Raw genomic sequence first — 16127 nt, 5'->3', positions numbered from 1 at the left:
TCGGCTGAGGCAGATCGTTCAGGCCTTCGAAACTGCGACCTTGCAGCAGCTCTGTCAGGCTGCGCTCCAGCGCCACTTCCAGGCTCGGGTGCGCGCCGAACGAGGCAAACACGCCACCGGTACGCGGGTTCATCAAGGTCACGCACATCACCGGGAACTCCCCGCCCAGCGATGCGTCCTTGACCAGCACCGGGAAGCCCTGCTCTTCCAGGGCCTGGATACCGGCCAGGATGCCCGGGTATTTCGCCAGCACCTCCTGCGGTACGTCCGGCAGGGCCATTTCGCCTTCGAGGATTTCGCGCTTGACCGCGCGCTCGAAGATTTCCGACAGGCACTGCACCTGCGCTTCGGCCAGCGTGTTGCCGGCGCTCATGCCATTGCTCAGGAACAGGTTTTCGATCAGGTTGGATGGGAAGTAAACCACCTCATTGTCCGACTGGCGCACAAACGGCAGCGAACAAATGCCGCGCTGGGTGTTGCCGGAGTTGGTGTCGTACAGGTGCGAACCACGCAACTCGCCTTCCCGGTCGTAGACCTTCAGACAGTACTCGTCGAGGATTTCAGTCGGCAGTTCATCCTTCGGGCCAGGCTTGAACCAGCGCTCGTCCGGGTAATGCACAAACGCCGCATTGGCGATGTCCTCGCCCCAGAATTGATCGTTGTAGAAGAAGTTGCAGTTGAGCCGCTCGATGAACTCGCCCAGTGCCGATGCCAGCGCACCTTCCTTGGTCGCGCCTTTACCGTTGGTAAAACACATTGGCGAGTGCGCATCGCGGATGTGCAGCGACCACACATTGGGAACGATATTGCGCCACGAAGCGATTTCAATCTTCATGCCCAGGTCGGCCAGGATGCCCGACATGTTGGCGATGGTTTGCTCCAGCGGCAGGTCCTTGCCCACGATGTAGGTGCCTGCTTCGCCAGTCGAGTGTGGCATCAGCAATGCCTGGGCATCGGCGTCGAGGTTGTCGACCTCTTCAATCACGAACTCAGGCCCGGTTTGCACCACCTTCTTTACCGTGCAACGGTCGATGGAACGCAAGATCCCCTGACGGTCCTTGGCGGAGATGTCCGCTGGCAATTCGACCTGAATCTTGAAAATCTGGTTGTAGCGGTTTTCCGGGTCAACGATGTTGTTCTGCGACAGGCGGATATTTTCGGTGGGGATATTGCGAGTCTCGCAATACAACTTCACGAAGTACGCCGCACACAACGCGGATGAAGCCAGGAAATAGTCGAACGGCCCCGGTGCCGAGCCATCGCCCTTGTAGCGAATGGGCTGGTCGGCAATCACCGTGAAGTCGTCGAACTTGGCCTCCAGTCGAAGGTTGTCGAGAAAGTTGACCTTGATTTCCATGTGCGATTACCAGAATAACGAGCTAAACAATTTGGCCGCCATTATCCGGTTTTTCAGCCCGGACCGTTAACTTTCCACTATTTATCGATCAACACGACACCGCGTTCCTCAAGCAAACGCACAAACATCGTCAGGCTCTGCGACACCGTCCCTCTGCGCCATACCAGCCAGGTGCGCAAATAACGGAAGGATTCCGACAATGGCCAGACACTGACCGTCGTGCACCCCGGCATGCTTTCGAGCATGCTGCGGGGCATCAACGCCAGGCCCGCACCCGCGCTGACGCAGGCCAGCATGCCGTGATAGGACTCCATTTCGAAGATCTTGCCGGGCACCGCCGCGCCATTGGCGAACCAGCTTTCGAAATGATGGCGATAGGAGCAGTTGGAGCGAAAGGCATAGATGTTTTCGCCATTCACATCCTTGGGCCGATGAATCGGCTCATGATTGAGCGGTGCGATCAGGACCATTTCTTCTTCGAATGCCGGCACCCCCTCCAGAGCCGGATGCAACACCGGCCCATCGACAAATGCCGCGGCCAGCCGCCCCGACAGCACCCCATCGATCATTGTCCCCGAGGGGCCGGTGGACAGGTCCAGTTCGACCTTGGCGTGCTTCTGGTTGTAGGCGGCCAACAGCTCCGGAATACGCACGGCTGCCGTACTTTCCAATGATCCCAAGGCGAATGCGCCTTGTGGCTCTTCGCCCGCCACCGTGGCGCGCGCCTCCTGAACCAGGTCGAGAATACGCCGAGCGTAATCCAGGAAGCTCCAACCGGCTGGCGATAAGCGCAGGCGACTCTTCTCGCGGATAAACAGGTCCACCCCCAGGTCCAGCTCAAGCTGCTTGATCCTGGTGGTGAGATTCGATGGCACCCGGTGGATATGCTGGGCGGCCATGCTGATGCTGCCGTGCTCGGCCACAGCCTTGAAGATTTCGAGCTGAACCAAATCCAAGTCATTCTCCAAACGTGAACGTTATGCTCAGTATTATTCAGTTTCCAGAAAACATATACCACCATAACCTGAGCACATTCCCACCTTGCAGGACGGTGCCATGACCCACGTATCCAGCCTTACCCATGCCATTTCGATCAACCCCACCACGGGCGAGCAGATCGGCCAGTACCCTTTCGAATCCGATTCGGCATTGCAGGCCACACTGACGCGAGCCACGACCGGATTCCGTGCCTGGCGCAGCAAACCGGTTGAGCAACGCGCGCAGCTTTTGATCAATCTTGCCCAGGCTTTGCGCAATAGCGCCGCAGCCATGGCAAACATGATCACCCTGGAAATGGGCAAGCCTATTGCCCAGGCACGCGGCGAAGTTGAAAAATGCGCGCAGCTCTGCGAGTGGTACGCGGAACACGGCCCCGCCATGCTGAGCCCCGAACCGACCCAGGTTGAAGGCGGCAAGGCACGCATCGAATATCGCCCCCTCGGCCCGATTCTCGCCGTCATGCCGTGGAACTTCCCCATCTGGCAGGTGCTGCGCGGCGCGGTCCCCACGCTGCTCGCGGGCAATACCTATGTGCTCAAGCACGCGCCAAACGTCATGGGCAGCGCATATTTGCTGCTCGAAGCCTTCAAGCAAGCGGACTTTCCCGAGGGTGTTTTCGAGGTCATCAACGTCACGCCCGAGGGCGTATCCAAAGCGATCGCCGATCCACGTATCGCGGCCGTCACCCTCACCGGCAGCGTCCGTGCAGGCATGGCGATCGGCGCTCAGGCCGGAGCAGCGCTGAAGAAATGCGTATTGGAGCTGGGCGGTTCCGACCCGTTTATCGTGCTCGACGACGCGGACCTCGATGAGGCGGTAAAAGCCGCCGTGATCGGGCGCTATCAAAACACCGGACAAGTCTGCGCCGCCGCCAAACGCCTGATTGTCGAGCAAGGCGTTGTCGAGGCATTTACCCGCAAGTTCGTCGAGGCCACCCGACAACTGGTCGTCGGCGATCCAATGGCCGCCACTACTTATATCGGCCCGATGGCTCGCTTCGATCTGCGCGATGAACTGGATCAACAGGTGCGCGACACACTGGAAGAAGGCGCAACATTGTTGATGGGCGGGAAGAAGGCCGAAGGACCCGGCAACTACTATGAGCCGACCGTAATCGGCGACGTGACCGACCAGATGACATCATTCAGACAGGAACTGTTTGGCCCCGTGGCCTCGATCATCACAGCCCGGGACGCAGCCCACGCGCTGGAGCTGGCCAATGACAGCGAGTTCGGCCTCACTGCCACTATCTATACGCGCAATGGCGAACTCGCCCAACAGATGGCCGGCGAACTTGAAACCGGCGGTGTGTTCATCAATGGCTACAGCGCCAGCGATCCGCGAGTCAGCTTTGGTGGCGTGAAGAAAAGTGGCTTTGGCCGCGAGCTCTCGCATTTCGGGGTGCGCGAATTCTGTAATGCACAGACGGTTTGGCTGGATCGGCGTTAAGGGCGGGTAGTGCTGCGGTTTTTCTCGTATCAGTGACATGCTTTTCACGAAATGCTCACATCGTGGAGCGCAGATTGAACGGACAAAAGGATTTGACCCCCGTGAAAAGCCCGCCGCTGAGCGGGCTTTTTGCTGCCTGCTGTCGAACAAAGGAGAAGCCGCCATGCCCCTGCCAGATGATCCTGCCCCGGCACTACTCTCTTGATGAGTGGGTGTAACAGATATGACCAGCCCGACTGCTGTCGCCATGACTGGTTTTATTGGATGGACACTGGCGGTGCTGATTCTCATGGAACTCCTGCGAGGCGCAGGCTCACATCCAGGGGAAAATAACCCAGCCTGCCATTGAGCAGCCTCCCACCTGTGCAGGGCTCAAGTCTTTCAATTGCGCTTCACTGACCGCCATTCGATTGGGCCAAAACGCTTGTGGAGGACTGAGCAGAGCGAATCGAAACTTGTGATGTCGTGTCGTACTCCAGTAGCGCAGAAAGCAGTTAACTTGTGGCAGTTATTCGTGATCAGGCAGTAGCCGGGTTCATGCCCGGCGATGGCCCTGGCTCGTCGAGCGATGTCCGGGCTCGAGATAGGTTTACCTTTGCTGCAAGCGATAAAAAGGCTGATACCCGTGCGAATTACGGAGGAATCCATGAAGTCGCTGACCGAAACCTTCTTTACCGTCCCATCACCATTTCGTTCCACGATCCTGTTGCGGCCAACGTAGATACCGGTATGGTCCCAGTTGCCAGCGAGGTCGCACGCAACAATAGAGCCTGGAGCGAGCAGTTTCTGTGTGTTGAAGACTTCGTCGACAAATGCTCGACTCCCGCTACGTGTGTTTTTCGTTCGGGAGACAAGAAGTCGGGGTATAAAAATCGACCCGCCTGGTATCAGTGACAGAGCCGCCGCTGTAAGTAACTTTCCTTTCATCGCTCAAATCCCTGTATTTTCATGTTGTCCATACCACGGGTTTCTGTCACACCTTCGTCACACCTATCAAGCACAATACAGTCAGCCAAAGGGATTTGGCCCATCTACAGAAAGCCCGGCCTCGCGTCGGGCTTTTTCGTTTCGGTGTGGACCTGAACTGGCCTAAAGATCCAACACCTCCGGCCGATCCAAGATGACTCCCAACGCTTTCATGCACCCACTCGGTGGATTGAACGCGTCCTGAAATCATGGGCTGGCCGCATGGAGATTAGTCAGCCGTACTCTCAAGGATGCCTCATGTTTCGATTTTTTCTATCATCTTGTTTGCTGTCCCTGTGTTCGATCGTTCAGGCAGCTCAACCTGCTGCCCCTTTGGACATGGCCGCATCGCAAAGAATCGTAAACGCTTTCAAGGATAACTACGAAGACGACTTCAATAGCGAAATGGCCCGGGTACCCAAGTTTGCCTTTCCTACCCCGGAGCAATCCTACGTTTACGCCAAGTACATGAACAAAGCTTTTGAAAAAGCCGGCTACGACATGGATGCCACGCTTTATAGCTACTTTAAAAGTGTGCGCACAGGCAATGTCATTATGTTCATGTCCAAAATCAATCTGGAAACCTACGCTATCTTCCTAAAAAATGATGGGGTCGGCGACGCGTTTAAAAAGGCCGGTGCTGCCTCCGCTCGGACCTTGCAATATGCAAAGGATCTCGCTCGCGAAGTACCCATTACCTCGGCTGATTACGTGATAGAAGGCGATCCCGACTACCAGATCGAAGGCGTACCAAACGACCTGCCCCGACGCCAGGAAAGATTGCTGGGCTACGTCAAACAGGGCACTGGCCCGTGGACAGGCTGGCTGTATCTTGAATCACTTACCAATACTGGCGAACAACACGGTATCGGATTGGTTGACACGAGAGACACCCTGACCGACGGGGAGAAATACATTTGGCAAAAGCTTATCAACCAGAAAGTAAAGATTGAAGGCGCTTACTTTACGGTAAAAGGCGTCTCACTCGGTGTACAAGGCAGCAATCTGATTGTCACAGACCCAAGCTTTTTCGATCGCAAGTTCCCACTGGCTTTCAAAACCCTATAGCAGTGACTTTTTTCATTTCAACCCACGCTGATCATGTTAGACGTGGAGCCTGATGAGCAGCCCGGCCATGCGCCGGGCTGTTTTCTTTCTGGCCCATACTCCCCAAACCGAACGGTCGATTCAGAGCGCAGCCTGGTTCAACTCAACCCGCTCTGGTGCTGCCCGGCAAATTGTCTCCGGAACCAGTCCGAGAGCATGGCCTTCTCGGAGTAGAGCCTGTCACTTCTGCCGGCACGCCCCGGACGCTGGAGATAGGACTGATCCATGACCCTCGCGTCGGTCTGGCTCACGGTCTGGCCGTTTTGTTTGAGCACGGACGGTTGTTGAGCGCATGACATCACCTCCGGGTGCAGCGCATTTCCACGCCTGCTGCACCGTGTTCAGTTTACGCCCGAAGTGCATGCCCGCTGAGCTTGATTCGACCCGAACAGCCATGCCGGTAACTTGCGTGCCATGAAACCGCTGGACTTTGCCGTGTCAGTCCTCTTGGTCTATCTGATCCAGAAAATCAACGTCATCATCCTCTGCGTCTTCTTCGTCAAAAACTGCCTGGGCATCGTCTTCGCCCCATGACTCGTCATTATGAAACTCATGATCGAGCAGGTGATCGTGCTCAGGCTCGGGAATATCTCGTTCTTCGCTCATGACTTACCGAAACAAAATTGAAAGAACGGACTGTATATGCAGATCCTTTCCCTCAGTCAACGATCACGAAACAACGACGCGCTCCCCGGGTGAGCTGGCGGCAGATGCAGCGCCTTGGGTGACAGTTGGTCTGCCGTCGCTAGTTTCGTGCCTGATTTTACTAAGTGGTCGGAACGCAGTGATTCGAACACTCGACGCCTGGCACCCATTGCAAGACAACGCGGATCGGCTCCATGCCGGGACGAACACAAATACCCACCCCAAACCAAATTGCCACACTCGGTCACGGAGGGCGGCGCCTCAGTCTTTTCTGGCGTACAGAGCAGACCAGCCGCTAAAGAAAATGATAATCCCGGATGTTGATGACCCAAGCAGATATGGACCGGGATACACCACTACGCCGACGGCCCAAGTAGCGAGCAGTACACCGCCGCCCAGGAACCCGCCCAACTCTGGCCTGGCAATCCGTGCCTGGTAAAGAGCCAGAGTCAGGTAGGTGATCAGATTCTAGCAGATTGGATCCAATCAAGCATTCAGACATCTTACCTGGCCGACTAAGAAATATTTTAACAAAACGGTCGGGCCGAACGTGCGCGAATTCCCGATCGGCAAACAGGGCTTTGGCTTCGACCGGATCGAGCTCGACGAATGGGCAGACGCCTACATCGGTAGCAAGTCGATGAACCGTTCATGAGGGATCGCTTGAAGGCAACGGTGTTGCCGGACGGGAAGCAGTTGAAGCCGATGGCACCTCGCACGACCAATATCTCAATCGAGCGGGTGATACGTTTGCTCTGGCTTTGTGCGAGAAATTGGCGGGATGAAGAGCGCAGCCCTGGCTTGATCCGGTACCAATGTTGGCCAAGCTGGACCCGAAAAAAAGGTTCGCGAGCCCTACCCCCGGAGCTTGGCGCTAGCGGGCCCGAAGAGGAAAACTGGATGAAGTCCCGAAAAATGCCCACCAATGAAAAAGCCCAACTGGTTAGAGTTGGGCTTTTTCATTAAAAATATGGTCGGGACGGAGTGATTCGAACACTCGACCCCTAGCACCCCATGCTGAGCCCTGTAGACCCATAAGTCATTGTTCTGTCAGGATAACCAGCAATTTACCGGGTAGCAAAACATCCGTTTTTTCGTGCTTATGCAAACGAAAACACGCAGTCTCTAGAGGAGGTTTTGCGCACGTTGTCGTAACCAACCGTGCTGTAAAGCTAAACTGTCCTCAAGCTAGTTTCTACCCACTAAAATCGCGCGCCCTGTCACTGAGAAAGGAAGTTAAGGTGTCAAAACCCGAACAGGATATCGAACGCAACCTATTGATCGAAGAGCACAATGCCTCTCAAGAGAAGATCACGGAGCGAGCCCAGGACATAGTTAAGATGTTTTTCTTGGTCAGCGGCGGTGCACTTGCGGTCTGCGCAGGATTCTTCTCGGCAGGAGTCAAGCTACCGACTGAAACCATCTATCCCGTCCGCGGGGCTTGGGTGAGTCTGACCGCAGCTATGGTGCTGATCGGATTCACACTTTTGCTCATGTTGGCAAGAGATTTTAGATTTGGCCAACTCAATAGCCGGCAAATAGATTCAGGCGAGCAATCCCCCGATACATCTGCCTGGTGGGATGTATGGACTTGGGGGACAGGGCTTATCGGGTTTTGCTGCTTTTGTTTTGGGATGTGTTTCTTCACATACGCCGCATGGGTTTACCTGACACCTCAGTTGATTACTTCATAAAAATGCGGGTTACCTTCGCTGGCTGTTAACCACTACCATGTCAAGGTGACCCAGAAACATCAACAAGCAATTGATCCACAAGGAAAAAATGGTGTTTTTCACGGGGCGAAAATAGCGACTTCACCCTATAAGAATCAGTAACTTAGCGTTGTATATTCCTACAGTAGTACCACCCTTCCCCGGCGTTCTGCCGACCTGATCTCCAAATCCATAGCTCGCCCCTGCTACGCTGAAAACTCCACGGAGGATTCACGATGCCAAACTCAGACCTACTCCCTTCCCTGCTGTACAAGATCAACGAAAACCAGCTCGCCCTGGAAGCAGCCATCATGGAGCTTTCGAACTGGGTCGAGCAGCGCGGGTCAGCCGACGTCGCCGACAACGTACGCGGTGCCCTTGAAGCCATCGACAAGAATGAGGAGTTCATCAAGATGACGCTCGCGGTGATGATGGCGCCGGAATGAATGCAATCGGCCATTGGCGACAGTATGCGTATGCACTGTACAACCAACGGATGATCGAACTGGCTTCAACCACAGACCGCGATAGGAAGCCCGAACACGTGTTGAAGCTGCCAGCGAATAAACCGCTGTACTTGGCACACGCTTACTCCGTGACTGTTCACAGTATGCAGGGCCTGACCAATGATTGGGCGATGATCTCCCTCATCAAAAGTTGTACCGCGTCGCTCAATCTTTTCCCTTCGGTTAGGCCTTTCTCAATGCCCAAGGGATGTGGGCTTTGCTTCAGGATGGAATCAGAACGTAACCGTCAGCTGGAACACCCGGCCAGAGTTCATACAACACATTAGGATCGTTTGTACCCCCATGCCTAGGGCTGGGATTTATGCCCAAAGCGGCTGCGGCGGCTATGCTCAACTCACCTATTTTCTTCCGTGAGCTCACATCAGCTACTACGCATTGAACCGACTGACCATTGTAAGTTGCGCGGGCGAGACAACCGATGACAACACCCTCTGTCTCCTCTATCACTTGTCCTGGCACCACAATGTATGCAACTGTTGCAGCATCAACGTAGGCATATGGATCATCCGCAGCTTTGGTTGGGTCCTTGTACGTTGTTTTACACCCCACAATACCGCCGTCGAAGATTTTGGGGTGGCCGTCATCATCAAGGATCGCAATGTTGCCTTTATTTGGTTCTTTGCAGTAAACCTTACCGTCACTTTCATACATTCCACCGTTTTGAAGGTAGTCACTACCTTTATCACCAAGCATGTAGGCAGCAAGCTCTCCGAACTGGCCGTTAGCCCCGTCTGCATCGATGTCGGCATCTGCAGTGAAATACACCCTTAGGTTGTCATCCTCCCATATTTCGCATTCAGGTTCGTTTTTCCTTGGAGCAATTTTCGCAATTAGCCGGGGCATACCTGTGTCCTCATGTTGTGTCTTCGGAACTCCCAGCATAGCTGGATTAACCACAGGTCAAGTTGGGATTTATCACAGGGGCCACGGAAAGAATCTCGAACAGCAAATTCCCCTAAAATTGGGCATCACGGGGTCGTCGAACTGGGTCGAGCAGCGCTGGTCAGCCGACGTCGCCGACAATGTGCGCGGCGCCTTGGAAGCTATCGATAAGAACGAAGAGTTCATCAAGATCAAACTGGCAGTACTTTTGACACCTGAATGAACGAAATCTGCGGAGCGCGCCAAAACTAGCCAACTATTCTAAGGCATGAAGCAAATTAATCCACTAGTACTGAAGCTTTACAATCCTGCACGATCATTACAAAGCAAATAAAATTTAAACCATGCTGCCAGTAATCGCTACTGAATAGGCAATTTACAAACCGTGTGGAACTTCGACAAAATACAAGCGAGACGTGTAGAACAAACCACCAAGCAAAGACACCATATCAAATAGCTCCAGAATATGGGTCAACCATCAACACAACCTTAATTATTACAGAAAGACTTACGATGATTATATCCCGCAAACCGAAAAAACGAATCAAAGGCGCTCGACTTCTCTTCAGCAATGCCTGACCAATTATTTGATCAGCTAACAGAAGCTTTCAAATTATCACCACCTTTTTCCTCGTCCTGCACAGCTTGAGTAGCAACAACACGAAGACGAATCATTTCCTTGACAACTTCAACACCGGCGGGAGCAACGACAGGATAGGGAAGTTTCTCGCCCTTATAGTAATGAGCTGCACCTAGTGCTTCTTCAGGACGGACCCGAGGATACTTACCCGCAAGCTCAAGTTGAGCCTTATAATTTTCAACAGGAAGATTCAGCAGCGGCAGTATCCACTTCTGCCAATCCTCACTTGCTTTAGTGATTGGCCAAGTTGCTCGATCTACAAGCTCCAACCCATACCGCTTTAATGTTTCCAAAACAAATGTCGCACAAGTAAACCCATCCGCCGGACCAGTTTTTACTAACTGCCCTTCCTTATCAAAATACTCAACATTATCCCATGCAATTGAATACGGCACCTGTCCATTTGTATTCTGCAATAGCAACAATAAAAATGAGATAATCGCATTGGCAGTGGCTGGTGCTAATGCAGGAACCAACAGATAAGAATACTCATCAGTTAAATCATTTTGAGCATAATTATTATTACTCCCCAAATGAAAGAGAAGGCACCTATCAGTAAAATCTCTCACAACAAAGCCAGTATGCCTCTGCCCATCCGGCTCCACCCTTCCTGCAATAGCCAATGCCAACAATACGTTCTCTGGCAATGGCGCATTAAACTCGTACAGCTCAAGCTTCATGCTCACTTAACGACCAAGTCCTATTAATAGCTGCTTTATTTTTTCATCATCCGCCAAGCGAATTTTGACTGATTCGAAAAAAGCTGGCCACGCGGGAAGAAAATCTCTTGCTGAGAATGATGCCCGTAAGATTGCCACCATTGACCACTCGGTTAGGCGATCTGTAGAGGCTTCAAGCATCAATTTATTAACAGCAGAAAGGTTCCTATTCGAAAAGTTTCTCTCAACAAAATGAACCGCATAAGCCGATGCTAGTCGCCCTTTTTTATCATGCTCCCACTGATATAGAACCTCAATTGCGTTTTCAACATTCGAAATTCCAACGCCATGAGAGAAACCAATAGAAACCTTAGAGGGCCTCACTGATTCAGCTAAAGCCATCCTGCAGGAGAGGAACGAGTTTTTTTTAATAGACGTAACGCTATATGAGACCTCAAGCGCTCTTAAATAAGTCGAATTCAAGTCATCACGTAATACTGATAGCTCACGCATCGAGTCTAAAGTTACCTCATCATCCTCATATGCTGTGCCATTCAATACTTTCATTGCCTCACTCCGGCCTTTAGAGTCAGTTTAGAAAAATCTATCATCTCCATGAACAACCCATGTAGCTTTCCTTGAGGAAGAACCTCAGCACGATCAGCGGCTGTGCTCAGGTCAAACTCACAACGCAAAAGGTTATTAGTTACTATTTGAGGAAAGCCACCTGGCATCATTTGCATGAACTGGCCACCGATAACAGCCCACTTAGTTATATTGTTCACCGACAAACCGTTAACTAGCGGCGTCACCGAAGGAACGTTTATCTGGACAAATACATCAGCTGCGGACTCAGGATTGAGATTAAAAAATGGCAAATACGCTGAAATATTAACATTACCTTCCCGAACTGACTCAACCGGCATCAGCAATGTTGCTCCAAACGCAATCCTTAAACAATTAGCACCCGCAGTAACGAGCCATCCTTCAATCTGCTGGATCATGATCCGAATGGCTTCATCAATGTTTGGAGTGCTCTGGCTCATTTGCAGACCTGGCATACCAACAAATGGGAATGACCAAACCCAATCAATACGATTGAAGGCGACCTTGAGTTCAAGTTGACCGCCATTATATACACCGGCTTCGGTATACTCCCCCATTTGGGGTTTATTCACAGCGGCTTCCGGCTCTGCCCCAGTGAACCCTTTCCACCAATCTTTACTACGACCATCTTGTTGCTCGGCGAAAAAAAAGGAAAACCTAAGGGATTCAACGCGCCATGCGCTGGTTTCCGGCAAAGCCATCTGCAATTTCCTCGTTTTAATCAAAATGCAACCATTTGTCCTACCCGCCTTGTGAGCAATCTCGTGATGCCCGTGGCGCAGAATGGTAGACCTTTCATCGGTGGAGTGTATTACGTGTGCGGTTCCATGAAAACGTCTCATCGCAATATCCATAGGTCTACTCAAGCATTACTACTTGATTTAATCCAGTGTACCTATGCTGAAAAGCACTAAATTCTGGGGATTTGCGCAGTCGTCCATGCCGGCACACAACAGCTCAACCCTTGGAAATATTACAATATATCAACGACATCACACCCTTCTTCCGTGCCATTTCGCCCGTTTGACACGTCTCCACGACGACAACTCCGAGCTGTTGGGAACAGTCCGCAGACTTTTTTACTCGCTTCCGATCAAGGGGATCACTAGTTTCGAGAGAACCAAAAACTGCTCAAGAGAAGCGGGAGCGCGATAGTCAATAGTCCGCACATAAGCCTTGCACGCCGCGAGCGCTATCAGTCCTTGGTCACCGGCGTCGGTGATTCCGACAATTCGTTGAGCATGCGCTGGGTCAAGTCGGGCGTGTGTTCCTCCATGAACCATGCCGCCGGCGCCGGTACCGGCTGGCACTGCACAGCCGCTGGCTGAATCCGTGGCGTCGAGAAGAACTGACAGCCGCAGATCAGCAGTGGCAAGGCGATCACGCAGGCGAGCCTGGTCTTTCTGTGCATTGGTCAAAGCCTCGTAGTGGGATTGGTCGCTGGCCGAAAGTTGCTGCTCTAGCGCCAGGCGCTTGTTTTGATCGGCCCGGATCCGGGCGGCGGCCGCATTGCTGAGGGTGCCCAGGTCGGACTGGTGAAGCAGCGCTTGGACGGCGAGCTGCCCACCGTAGCGCCAGTCCTGCACCTTCCAAACGCCTCGGCAGTAATCAGCAGCAGCGCCAGCAAACCCACCAGCGTCAACCTCACCGTGCCCGGGTTCATGGCACATCCTTGAAGAACAGGTGGTGACCGAGCGCTAGCGTCTGCTTGGCGCCTTTTACCCAGGCCGGCGGCTTCGGCATGGTGGTCGAGTAGTAGTGCGTGGCACCGCCGGTAGGGTCCGGCACCTTTCCATCGACCACTCGGTCAGCGGCAATCCGCGCCTGCGCGAGCTCACGAAATGGAATCTTCTTGGCGCCACTAAGGTAGATGAAGTTCGGGTCGTTCCTGTTCCAGCAGCTGAACTGGTAAGGCTTCTGGCACACGCCGGCATAGCCCTCCCCCCACCATGACTTGGTCTTGCCGTCGTTAACGCGGTTGCGGATGGTCCAGGCCACGGCGATCTGGCCGGCCAAGGATTCGCCGCGGGCCTCGCCCCACAGCGTGCGAGCGAGGATGTCGCGGTCATTCTCGGATACGGTCATCACTTTTCTCCGGGCAAAAAAAATCCCGCACTTGGCGGGCCTTGGTGTGCGCTTGGCACTCAGGCTTCGTTGGACTCGGACGCTTCGGCACTCACCGGCAACGGGTACCGGGCTTTGATGGCGGCCACCGATGCGAGCCACGCGGTGTAGTCAGGCTCCAGGCCTTGGGAGAGAGCGTCATAGTCAGCCTCCAACCGCAACGGATCTGACTCGGCAAGGTAAGCGGTTCGACGCGCATTGAGCGCAGCTTCAAGCTCCGCATTCTTGCGATCTTCCTGCTGCTGCTCGGCGGTAACCATTTGACTGAAGTCGATGTTCATTCTGGAAGCCTCACATCACCATCGGGAGGATTAACGATGTCACTGGGGAAGCGGACCGCGATACTGGAATCCGCGTCGCAAGGAATCCCCAGGGCGATAATGAGGTCACCATTGCGCCGGGTCACATCGCCCACCACATGCTGACAATGAACGGCCGACCAGGGCAGAACCGCACCCTCCGGCAGCTGCCGAAAATCGAACGACTCGTCATTGATGATCAGCACATCGCCGGATTTTTGAACTGAAAGCGGCGGCCGGCCGCCCTGCGGTGAAAGCTTGATGATCATCAGAACCACCTTCCTATTGCTAAATACCGACCATTGGCGATTGTTTGAGCGGTCGGGCCATTGCGGAAAATCCCCTTGGCAGACCAGTTCAGCCTCGAGGTATCTGTGGTGTAGCCATACACATCAAGACTTGCCTGAGGTGTGCCAAAGGCTTGAAAGGAGTAGGCGGTGTCGGCAAAAAAAACCGGGAACTGAGCAAGCGGCGAAACAGTTGCGACGGCACCAGCCGCTACGGTGAAGTCCGGGATCGGACCAACACAAATAAGCCGGCCGTCTGCAAATTTAGTGGCCTCGCCGTTCGCGTTCACCACCTTTTCAAATATGGCGCCAGAAGGTACGCCGCCGCCTTGCGAGACGGTTCCGAGAATGGCCGCGACGGCAGCTGCGCCCAGGCCCAAGCCAGCACGTGCCGTACCCTGGGAATTGCCACCCGTCCCGCCTTTTGCAACGGGCACAATGTTTTCGACAGAGACCGCGCCGAGTCCGGCCAACGTCGCCCCCCATTGGTCGACCAATTGCCGTAGGCGGTCGGCGGACTCTTTCACGTACCCCTGCACCGGGACCACGGCATACGCCCCGCCAGCGGCGGTAGCACCTTGATATGCGGGAAGAATCGAAAGCACCGTAGCGCTGGCAATGTTCGAGACTTCGTACCAACGCCCATCCGGGCCTTGAAAACCGTCGCCCACGCGCGCGTTGGCGGCAAAGGCCGTACCGGTGCCGGTCACGGTGGTGCTGCCGCTTGTGACAGCGACTGTTCCTGATCTGTACCAGGGCATGGTTGTTCCTTATCCGAAGGGAAATGGGAGGTTTGCAGTTCTGATGATCAGCGCCGTTGGGAGCAGGGTTGGAATGTTCTGCCACTGAAAACCGTTCACGGCTAGGATCTGGGTGTCGTAGGTTGACGCGGCAGAATTCGCCATCATGAAGGTTATAAAGCCCGTTCCCCCATATACGCCCTCAACACACCCCGAGTTTGATGCCTGGGCAATAGGACTCAGGTCAGTGCCGATTGTAAGACCACACCCGCGAGACCATGGCAGGTGGGCCGCGTACTCGACGCCCGCAGTTAAGTTGTAGGTGAAAGTGCATTGCGCACGGGGGTAGATGATCCGACCAGATGCACTAGTCCCACTCGTCTGCAGCATCTGGTTAGTACCCCCAGTGTAGGGGAGGCCGGATGGCGCGGGTGGAGTCTGTGTCCCAATGATGTTCAAGGCGGGCTGGAGTGAATTGAACGTGCAGTTACCCGAGGTATCAAACGTCTTCAGGTACGGAGACCCGGCGATGTTGTCCGCCATCAGGTCAAAGCAGTAGTACTTAGTCGAGGGGCTCGCATTGACATAGTAGAATGTAATGTTTGTCCCCGACTGCGTGGTTCCATTCAGACAGCCAGGCCCGACAAGGAACACGATGGGTGACTTGAAGTTGGCCAGCGTGAACCCGTGCATGATATCGAGCGAGTTGTCATTCGCAACAATCTCGGTAGGTGCCGTCCAACTTGCACCATCGTTCTTATCCAGCCCAGGCGACTTGAGCCCCCTCCGCCCCCAATTGCTGATGTAGGCAAGGTTCCCGCTCTTCACCAACCCATATGTGATCTTGCTAGTATCGAAGAGCAGGCTACCGTCCAACTTCTTGACGATCAGGCCAGTCATCAGTAGTACCCGTAGTAGATTCTAGCGTTGGCTGCGAAGAAGCCCCAACCGTTCGTGGGAAAGGAGTAAACCCAGGTCAACGACGTGCCCGATAGAGTCACGCCGGGTATCTTCCCGTAGAGGCCTACGCTCACGATGGGCACGACGATGAAATACGCGGTCTTTCCAGCGGGGGGCGCCGGTATGGTTGTCCCACCATTTACAGCGCCCGTCGTAACCGACCCCATT

At 54.0% G+C, this 16127-nt stretch carries 19 protein-coding genes and 1 pseudogene (1 of these 20 cut by a window edge); 5 read left to right on the top strand and 15 right to left on the bottom strand.

Annotated features, from left to right (window positions below; genetic code table 11):
- Positions 1 to 1357 carry the 5' portion of an OsmC domain/YcaO domain-containing protein gene (locus AB4O16_RS27360; RefSeq protein WP_460156313.1) on the bottom strand. The gene continues 848 nt to the left of window position 1, outside the view, so 1357 of the gene's 2205 nt are visible here — the first part of the coding sequence; its start codon is at positions 1355 to 1357; its stop codon lies beyond the left edge, outside the window.
- 77 nt (positions 1358 to 1434) lie between these two features.
- Positions 1435 to 2313 carry a putrescine utilization regulator PtrR gene (ptrR, locus tag AB4O16_RS27355; RefSeq protein ID WP_460156312.1) on the bottom strand — a complete coding sequence of 293 codons (879 nt, stop codon included), beginning with the start codon at positions 2311 to 2313 and terminating at the stop codon, positions 1435 to 1437.
- A 100-nt stretch (positions 2314 to 2413) separates the two neighbouring features.
- Here ptrR and AB4O16_RS27350 point away from each other — a divergent pair, with 100 nt between their 5' ends.
- A complete protein-coding gene (locus AB4O16_RS27350) occupies positions 2414 to 3805 on the top strand; it encodes an aldehyde dehydrogenase family protein (RefSeq protein WP_460156311.1) in 1392 nt (463 codons plus the stop codon).
- Between the two features lie 381 nt (positions 3806 to 4186).
- Here the strand turns inward: AB4O16_RS27350 and AB4O16_RS27345 are convergent, their stop codons facing one another.
- Complete coding sequence (locus AB4O16_RS27345) at positions 4187 to 4732, bottom strand: lecithin retinol acyltransferase family protein (RefSeq protein WP_460156310.1); 546 nt, start codon at positions 4730 to 4732, stop codon at positions 4187 to 4189.
- A gap of 297 nt (positions 4733 to 5029) precedes the next feature.
- Between AB4O16_RS27345 and AB4O16_RS27340 the strand changes: the two genes are divergently transcribed.
- Positions 5030 to 5839, top strand: coding sequence for a hypothetical protein (locus tag AB4O16_RS27340; RefSeq protein ID WP_460156309.1), 810 nt, complete (start codon positions 5030 to 5032; stop codon positions 5837 to 5839).
- Positions 5840 to 5976: 137 nt separating this feature from the next.
- Here AB4O16_RS27340 and AB4O16_RS27335 read toward each other — a convergent pair whose 3' ends face one another.
- Both AB4O16_RS27335 and AB4O16_RS27330 read right to left on the bottom strand, forming a co-directional pair.
- Positions 5977 to 6177, bottom strand: a complete 201-nt coding sequence (locus AB4O16_RS27335; protein ID WP_460156308.1) for a DUF3016 domain-containing protein — start codon at positions 6175 to 6177, stop codon at positions 5977 to 5979.
- A 139-nt stretch (positions 6178 to 6316) separates the two neighbouring features.
- Positions 6317 to 6484 carry a hypothetical protein gene (locus tag AB4O16_RS27330; protein ID WP_460156307.1) on the bottom strand — a complete coding sequence of 56 codons (168 nt, stop codon included), beginning with the start codon at positions 6482 to 6484 and terminating at the stop codon, positions 6317 to 6319.
- 1280 nt (positions 6485 to 7764) lie between these two features.
- Between AB4O16_RS27330 and AB4O16_RS27325 the strand changes: the two genes are divergently transcribed.
- Entirely contained in the window at positions 7765 to 8217 is a 453-nt protein-coding gene (locus AB4O16_RS27325) for a hypothetical protein (protein ID WP_460156306.1), read from the top strand.
- A 254-nt stretch (positions 8218 to 8471) separates the two neighbouring features.
- Complete coding sequence (locus tag AB4O16_RS27320; RefSeq protein ID WP_253561603.1) at positions 8472 to 8681, top strand: hypothetical protein; 210 nt, start codon at positions 8472 to 8474, stop codon at positions 8679 to 8681.
- A gap of 282 nt (positions 8682 to 8963) precedes the next feature.
- Here AB4O16_RS27320 and AB4O16_RS27315 read toward each other — a convergent pair whose 3' ends face one another.
- Positions 8964 to 9605: a hypothetical protein gene (locus AB4O16_RS27315; RefSeq protein ID WP_460156305.1), complete on the bottom strand. Its 642-nt coding sequence runs from the start codon at positions 9603 to 9605 to the stop codon at positions 8964 to 8966.
- Positions 9606 to 9672: 67 nt separating this feature from the next.
- Here AB4O16_RS27315 and AB4O16_RS27310 point away from each other — a divergent pair, with 67 nt between their 5' ends.
- Positions 9673 to 9867, top strand: a complete 195-nt coding sequence (locus AB4O16_RS27310; RefSeq protein WP_460158094.1) for a hypothetical protein — start codon at positions 9673 to 9675, stop codon at positions 9865 to 9867.
- A 368-nt stretch (positions 9868 to 10235) separates the two neighbouring features.
- Here the strand turns inward: AB4O16_RS27310 and AB4O16_RS27305 are convergent, their stop codons facing one another.
- The 9 genes and pseudogenes from AB4O16_RS27305 to AB4O16_RS27265 form a co-directional block, all read right to left on the bottom strand.
- Positions 10236 to 10970, bottom strand: a complete 735-nt coding sequence (locus AB4O16_RS27305; protein ID WP_460156304.1) for a hypothetical protein — start codon at positions 10968 to 10970, stop codon at positions 10236 to 10238.
- On the bottom strand, positions 10971 to 11510 hold the full coding sequence (locus tag AB4O16_RS27300) for a hypothetical protein (RefSeq protein WP_460156303.1): 540 nt from the start codon (positions 11508 to 11510) through the stop codon (positions 10971 to 10973).
- A complete protein-coding gene (locus AB4O16_RS27295; RefSeq protein WP_460156302.1) occupies positions 11507 to 12250 on the bottom strand; it encodes a hypothetical protein in 744 nt (247 codons plus the stop codon). The genes AB4O16_RS27300 and AB4O16_RS27295 overlap by 4 nt, the downstream gene beginning before the upstream one ends.
- Before the next feature lie 456 nt (positions 12251 to 12706).
- Positions 12707 to 13219 (bottom strand): annotated as a pseudogene (locus AB4O16_RS27290) (hypothetical protein); the annotation flags it as partial.
- Positions 13209 to 13634 (bottom strand): cell wall hydrolase, encoded by a 426-nt coding sequence (locus AB4O16_RS27285; protein WP_460156301.1) that lies wholly within the window; start codon positions 13632 to 13634, stop codon positions 13209 to 13211. The pseudogene AB4O16_RS27290 and the gene AB4O16_RS27285, both read right to left, overlap by 11 nt.
- Positions 13635 to 13693: 59 nt before the next feature.
- Positions 13694 to 13954 carry a hypothetical protein gene (locus AB4O16_RS27280; protein WP_460156300.1) on the bottom strand — a complete coding sequence of 87 codons (261 nt, stop codon included), beginning with the start codon at positions 13952 to 13954 and terminating at the stop codon, positions 13694 to 13696.
- Positions 13951 to 14241 (bottom strand): hypothetical protein, encoded by a 291-nt coding sequence (locus tag AB4O16_RS27275; RefSeq protein ID WP_460156299.1) that lies wholly within the window; start codon positions 14239 to 14241, stop codon positions 13951 to 13953. The genes AB4O16_RS27280 and AB4O16_RS27275 overlap by 4 nt, the downstream gene beginning before the upstream one ends.
- Entirely contained in the window at positions 14241 to 15020 is a 780-nt protein-coding gene (locus AB4O16_RS27270; RefSeq protein ID WP_460156298.1) for a phage tail protein, read from the bottom strand. Before AB4O16_RS27270 ends, AB4O16_RS27275 begins: the two co-directional genes overlap by 1 nt.
- 9 nt (positions 15021 to 15029) lie before the next feature.
- Positions 15030 to 15899, bottom strand: a complete 870-nt coding sequence (locus tag AB4O16_RS27265) for a hypothetical protein (protein ID WP_460156297.1) — start codon at positions 15897 to 15899, stop codon at positions 15030 to 15032.
- Positions 15900 to 16127 lie beyond the last annotated feature (228 nt).

It is taken from the genome of Pseudomonas sp. S2_H10 (genome assembly GCF_054668285.1).
This window is presented reverse-complemented; position numbering and strand designations above follow the sequence as displayed.

What these genes read in the sequence shown, in the direction of transcription:
- AB4O16_RS27350 (WP_460156311.1), top strand. Translation starts at nt 2,414, where the DNA reads ATGACCCACGTATCCAGCCTTACCCATGCCATTTCGATCAACCCCACC.
- AB4O16_RS27345 (WP_460156310.1), bottom strand. Translation starts at nt 4,732, where the DNA reads ATGAAAGGAAAGTTACTTACAGCGGCGGCTCTGTCACTGATACCAGGC.
- AB4O16_RS27340 (WP_460156309.1), top strand. Translation starts at nt 5,030, where the DNA reads ATGTTTCGATTTTTTCTATCATCTTGTTTGCTGTCCCTGTGTTCGATC.
- AB4O16_RS27335 (WP_460156308.1), bottom strand. Translation starts at nt 6,177, where the DNA reads ATGTCATGCGCTCAACAACCGTCCGTGCTCAAACAAAACGGCCAGACC.
- AB4O16_RS27330 (WP_460156307.1), bottom strand. Translation starts at nt 6,484, where the DNA reads ATGAGCGAAGAACGAGATATTCCCGAGCCTGAGCACGATCACCTGCTC.
- AB4O16_RS27320 (WP_253561603.1), top strand. Translation starts at nt 8,472, where the DNA reads ATGCCAAACTCAGACCTACTCCCTTCCCTGCTGTACAAGATCAACGAA.
- AB4O16_RS27315 (WP_460156305.1), bottom strand. Translation starts at nt 9,605, where the DNA reads ATGCCCCGGCTAATTGCGAAAATTGCTCCAAGGAAAAACGAACCTGAA.
- AB4O16_RS27300 (WP_460156303.1), bottom strand. Translation starts at nt 11,510, where the DNA reads ATGAAAGTATTGAATGGCACAGCATATGAGGATGATGAGGTAACTTTA.
- AB4O16_RS27295 (WP_460156302.1), bottom strand. Translation starts at nt 12,250, where the DNA reads ATGGCTTTGCCGGAAACCAGCGCATGGCGCGTTGAATCCCTTAGGTTT.
- AB4O16_RS27285 (WP_460156301.1), bottom strand. Translation starts at nt 13,634, where the DNA reads ATGACCGTATCCGAGAATGACCGCGACATCCTCGCTCGCACGCTGTGG.
- AB4O16_RS27280 (WP_460156300.1), bottom strand. Translation starts at nt 13,954, where the DNA reads ATGAACATCGACTTCAGTCAAATGGTTACCGCCGAGCAGCAGCAGGAA.
- AB4O16_RS27275 (WP_460156299.1), bottom strand. Translation starts at nt 14,241, where the DNA reads ATGATCATCAAGCTTTCACCGCAGGGCGGCCGGCCGCCGCTTTCAGTT.
- AB4O16_RS27270 (WP_460156298.1), bottom strand. Translation starts at nt 15,020, where the DNA reads ATGCCCTGGTACAGATCAGGAACAGTCGCTGTCACAAGCGGCAGCACC.
- AB4O16_RS27265 (WP_460156297.1), bottom strand. Translation starts at nt 15,899, where the DNA reads ATGACTGGCCTGATCGTCAAGAAGTTGGACGGTAGCCTGCTCTTCGAT.